This is a genomic window from Bradyrhizobium sp. 1, assembly GCF_023073315.1.
Taxonomy (GTDB): domain Bacteria; phylum Pseudomonadota; class Alphaproteobacteria; order Rhizobiales; family Xanthobacteraceae; genus Bradyrhizobium.
Genome location: NZ_JADPJH010000033.1, coordinates 1000669 through 1003324 on the forward strand (window position 1 = coordinate 1000669; position 2656 = coordinate 1003324).

The following is a 2656-nucleotide window of genomic DNA, read 5'->3' on the forward strand; positions in this document are numbered from 1 at the left end:
ATTGAAGGCGGAGAAGGTCAAGACTTTGCCGTTGATGCCACCCGTGCCAGAGGTGCGCGCCGCCGTGAAGGCCGACGCATTGCCGGTGTTGCCGGCGAGACCGAACGCGGCGAGCGCGTTGCCGGTGCCGGTGATCGCGAGGTCGGCATTGACGCCGGTCGAGAGTTTGAGCTGGCCGCTCGTGTTGATCGACGAGGCGATCTGGCCGGTCGTCGTCGTCACCGTCGCGGTGCCGCTGGCATTGGATGCAGACTGCACGCCGGTGGCAAGGTCGATCGCCTTGAGCAGGTCAGCCACGGTGGCGCCGCCGAGATAGACGGTCGAGTTGCCGCTGCCATCGGTGACGAGGTTGCCCACGACGCCGGAGCCGGCCGGAACGTTGGCCGCAACCGGCGCATTGCCATCCTTGAAGCTGATGACATGACCGTCGACGTTCAGCGTCGAGTTGGTCTGGAGCAGCGAGGACAGCGTGCCCGTGCCGGTGGTGCGGTTCGCCTGCACCGTCGCGGTGCCCGAACCGACCGATGCGGTGAGGCCAAGCGCCTTCAGGGCGTCAGCCTTGCCGCTCAGCACGAGATCGGCGCCGGTCGTGCTCTGCAGCAAGATCTGGCCGCCCGTGATGCTCGACTGGGTCTGGCCTGAAGTCTGAGCGAAGGCCGCAGTACCCGCGGTGGAGGTGATCGTCGCCGTCTGCGTGCCGCTGGCGAGATCGAAGGCATTCACGAAGTCGCCGACCGTCGTGGCGGCGTTGAGGTAGACGGTCGAATTGCCGGAGCCGTCGGTGACCACGTTGCCGAACACGCCGCTGGTGCCGCCGATCAGAGTAGCGGCACCTGGGGTCGCCGCCGACTTCACGGTGACGGTCTTGCCGTTGACGGTAAAGGTGTCGCCATCCGCGAATTTGGTGGTGGCCTGCGTGGTCAGAGCGCCGGCCGCGCCGTAGATCAGCGTGGTGCCGCTGATGTTGGCCGGGGTACCGGCGTTATCCTGGGTCACGGCGCCGGTCAGGACGCCCGAGACACCACCGAGCTTCGTGGTCGAAGCCGCAGCGGTCGCACCGCCGGCAGCGCCGGAGTACAACACGTTGCTGCTCGCAGTCGAGCTCGCATAGGTCGTCGTGCCACGCAGATCGGCCGCAGTCGCGCCGGCAATCGTAGTCGAAACGCTGGACTTCGAGGAATAACCGACTGTGGTCTGCAGCGCCTGGTTGGCGATCGACTTCGCGCTGTCGATCAGCTTCTGCAGCGAGGTCAGGCCGGTATTGGCAGCCTGCAGCACCTGCACGCCGTTGGCGATGCCATCGAGCAGATTGTTGATGTCGCTGGCGCGGTTGTCGAGCGACTGTGCCGTGAAGAAGTTGGTGGGATTGTCCAGGGCCGAGTTGACGCTCCTGCCGGTCGACAGACGGTTCTGTGTGGTGGCGAGGAGGTCGGCGGTGGACTGGAGAGAGAGCAGGTTCTGGCGAACCGACGTAGAGAGAACAATACCGGACATAACTCTTACCCTTCTGGTTTACGCGTCTTCGTTCGATCGCTTCGGATCGAGTGACGGGGACAGCGTGCCGCGACATGGCTAACAAAGGGTGAAACGAGACTCGTACGCGTAAGCACCGGTTCACCATAAACCGTCGCAATGCGTTGGCGGGGTCGGCAATCAGACTGAAATCATTGGCAATTCCTGGCGCTTACGCTCCATTAACCATAACCATCGGTTACTTTTTCGAGTGCCGGGCAAGACGCCCCTGCTCTCCTCCAGGCAAAAAGAAAACGGCGGGGCCGAAGCCCCGCCGTCGTGTCTTGCTTGCGATGTTGTCCGCTTGTTAGCGGAGCAGCTGGAGCACGCTCTGCTGCGACTGGTTGGCCAGCGACAGCGCCGAGACCGCGATCGACTGGCGGGTCGACAGCGCCTGGCTATTGGCCGCTTCGGTGTTGGTGTCGGCCAGCGTCAGGTTGGACGAGCCAGTCTGCAGCACGTTGATCAGGCTCTTGTTGAAGTCCTGACGAACCTGCACCACCGAGAGGTTCGAACCGAGGCTCGACGCTTCCGAACGCAGCGTGCTCGACGCCGCGTTGAGGTTCGACAGCACCTTGTTGGTGGCGGAGTTGTCGATGAAGTCGACACCGCTGGTCAACGAGGCGAGGCCCAGACCCTTGGAGTTGTAGGTCACACCCGTGATGTTCAGGTTCGACTTGCCGGTCTCGTCGAACACCAGCTTGAGCTGGTCGCCATTCAAGAGGTTCACACCGTTGAACGAGGAGTCCTGCGAGGTCGTGTCGATCTGGTTCAGGATGTTGTTGTACTGGTTGACCAGGTTCGCGCGGGTCGTCTGTGCGACGGTGTCCTGGACGGGGCTGGAAGCCGTCGAGAAGGTCAGCGACGAAGTCAGCGTTCCGCCGATCGCACCACCCGCGGCCGCCGAACCAAGCGTCGAAGACGCGTAGTCGTTGGTCGAGGAGATGGTCAGCAGGCCGTTGGCGTCGATCGTGGCAGACAGGTTGTTGGCCTGGAGCTGCGTGTTGAGCTGATCGAGCGTCTTGACCGTGCCGTTGGTGCCGTCGCCGAAGGTGACGTTGACCGCCGTGCCGCCGTTGAAGGAGGTGAAGGTCAAGCTCTTGCCGTTGATGCCGCCCGTGCCGGCGCTGCGAGCCGCGGTGAA

General features: G+C 63.6%; 2 protein-coding genes. Both read right to left on the bottom strand.

Translation table 11 applies throughout. The features are described from left to right. The coding region (locus IVB29_RS29915; protein ID WP_247506969.1) for a DUF1522 domain-containing protein at window positions 1-1494 on the bottom strand (1494 nt) is incomplete at its 3' end. Window positions 1495-1819: 325 nt separating this feature from the next. After that, window positions 1820-2656: flagellin (locus IVB29_RS29920; RefSeq protein WP_253075713.1), on the bottom strand; the 837-nt coding region annotated here is incomplete at its 5' end.